The sequence below is a fragment of the Mesorhizobium sp. M7A.F.Ca.CA.002.04.1.1 genome, from assembly GCF_004022805.1.
In the GTDB taxonomy this organism is placed as follows: Bacteria; Pseudomonadota; Alphaproteobacteria; order Rhizobiales; family Rhizobiaceae; genus Mesorhizobium; species Mesorhizobium ciceri.
This window is the reverse complement of record NZ_RZPL01000841.1, coordinates 1-2,274: the sequence shown is the minus strand read 5'-3', so window position 1 is coordinate 2,274 and position 2,274 is coordinate 1. Positions and strand designations below refer to the sequence as shown.

At 64.5% G+C, this 2,274-nt stretch carries 3 protein-coding genes; all 3 read left to right on the top strand.

The genetic code is table 11. The annotated features are described in order from the left end of the window. A partial coding sequence (locus ENZ75_RS29260) for a TOBE domain-containing protein (RefSeq protein ID WP_128278524.1) occupies nt 1–429 on the top strand: 429 nt, incomplete at its 5' end. Between the two features lie 70 nt (nt 430–499). Continuing rightward, nucleotides 500–1,750 carry an aconitase X gene (locus tag ENZ75_RS29255; RefSeq protein WP_063168548.1) on the top strand — a complete coding sequence of 417 codons (1,251 nt, stop codon included), beginning with the start codon at nt 500–502 and terminating at the stop codon, nt 1,748–1,750. Continuing rightward, nucleotides 1,747–2,205 carry a DUF126 domain-containing protein gene (locus tag ENZ75_RS29250; RefSeq protein WP_013530810.1) on the top strand — a complete coding sequence of 153 codons (459 nt, stop codon included), beginning with the start codon at nt 1,747–1,749 and terminating at the stop codon, nt 2,203–2,205. The genes ENZ75_RS29255 and ENZ75_RS29250 overlap by 4 nt, the downstream gene beginning before the upstream one ends. The last annotated feature ends 69 nt before the right edge of the window (nt 2,206–2,274 follow it).

Here is a 2,274-nt window from a genome sequence, read left to right as displayed (position 1 = left end):
GTGCAGGAGGGGCCGCCGGAGGAGATCTATAACAGGCCGAAGAGCGAGTTCGCCGCCACCTTCCTCGGCGACGCCAACATTTTTCGCGGCGACAGCACGGGCGATGGCATCCGGCTGGCGGACGGAACGGCGATTGCCGCTGGTGTGGGTGCCAAGCTTGCCGCCGGCGCCAAGGCGAGCTGTGCCGTGCGGCCCGAACGCATCCGCATCGCCAGGGATGCCGGAGCACCGGATGGCAACGCCAACATGCTCAAGGGACAGGTTTCCAAGCGCATCTTCGCCGGCAGCAACAGCACCTATTTCGTCGAGCGTGCTGGTCAGACGTTGAAAGTGATTGTGCAGAATACCGGCATGGAACGGCTGGCAGAAGGTCAGGATGTCGTGCTGCGCTGGTCGCCTGAAAGCACGGTGTTGATCGCGGCGAACTGATCCTCACCGGGTCTTGCCAGACCGTCCGCAATCAGGGACAGCATAGACGGGCACGACCCGGAGCATACCGATGACCCTGGAACTGACTGCACGCGACCGATCCATGCTCGACGGCGAGCATGGCCTGTCAGCGGCTGCTGCCATGAAAATCCTGGTCGCCTTTTCCAATGCGATCGGGGCAGGTCGTCTGCTCGACATTGCCGGCGCGCATATCGATGGTTGTCTCTACCATGGCAAGGCCGGTCTCGATTTCGTCGAGCGGCTGGTCGAAGGTGGCGGCCGCGTGCAGGTGCCGACGACGCTGAATGTCGGGTCGTTCGATCTCATCCATCCCGGCATGGTGAAATTGCCGGCGGCCGAAGAGGTGCCGGCGCGACGGTTGATGAAGGCGCATATGGAGCTCGGCTGCCAGGCGACATTCACCTGCGCGCCCTACCAGACGCGCTTCCGGCCGAGCTTTGGGCAGCAGATCGCCTGGGGTGAGTCCAACGCCATCGTCTTTGCCAATTCGGTGATTGGCGCGCGCACCAACCGCTATGGCGATTTCATCGATCTGTGCTGCGCCATGACCGGGCGCGCGCCGGCCTGGGGTCTGCATCTGAGCGAGAACCGGCGCGGCCGGATCTTGTTCGAACTGGCCTTTGCCGACCCCGAGCCGAGCGACAGCCTGTTCGTCGGCATCGGACTTGTCATCGGGCAGGCGAGCGGCGACCGCATTCCGGTGATTGCCGGCCTGCCGCAACCGCGCGACGAGGACCAGCTGAAGGCGTTGGGCGCGGCGGCGGCAACGACGGGTGCTGTGGCGCTGTTCCATGCGGTCGGCATCACGCCGGAAGCGATGACGCTCGACGAGGCGTTCCAGGGTCATGCGCCTGACGAGACGATCCGCATCAGCCGCGCCGACATCGATCATGCGCTGGCCAGGCTATCGACCGTGCCCGATGGCGCGCCGCTGGCGGCCGTGTCGCTCGGCACGCCGCATTTTTCGCATGAGGAATGGATGCGACTGTTGCCGTTGCTGCGCGAGGCAGCACCGGGTAGGCGCATTCCGATCTATGTCAACACCGGCCGCGCGACGCTGACGCGATTGCAGGAGGAGGGCGCGCTGGCCGGTATGGAGGCGTTCGGCCTGATCCCGGTCGCCGATACCTGCACCTATGTCACATCGATCCTGGAACGCCTCGATGGCGTGGTGATGACCAATTCCGGCAAATGGGCGCACTACGCACCCGGCAATATCGGTGTGTCCGTCGCCTTCGCCGAGATGCGGGATTGCATCCGCTCTGCTGCGGCCGGGCATGTTGTGCGGAGCGCGTCATGACGCGACCGGTGGAACGAACCGGCACTTTCCAGCTGGCCGGTGACGCTGAGGGTCAGGCGCTGGTGTTTTCGCAACCGCTCAGCTTCTGGGGCGGTATCGATGCCGAGACCGGCGAGATAACAGACCATTCGCACCCCGGCCTCGGCCGAAATGTCGCTGGCAGGATTTTGGTCATGCCGAGCGGGCGCGGCTCGTCGTCTTCATCCTCGGTCCTGGCCGAGGCGATCCGCAGGGGCACGGCGCCGGCCGGTATTCTTCTGGAGCGGCCGGACCCGATCCTGGCGGTCGGTGCCATCGTTGCCGAATTTCTTTATGACATCCGCATGCCGCTGGTGGTGTGCGATATTTCGAACCTTGTCTCCGGTGATCAAATTGATATCGGCATCGGCAAAGACCGCGGGCCGATCATCAGAGTTCACCCCGCCATCAATCCGGCAGAGCCACGCCGCCAATAGGCCGCCGCCAGCGTTTGATCGCGACCAAGCCCCAGCGTGTCGCGCCAACATTCGCGCACGATCTTGGCG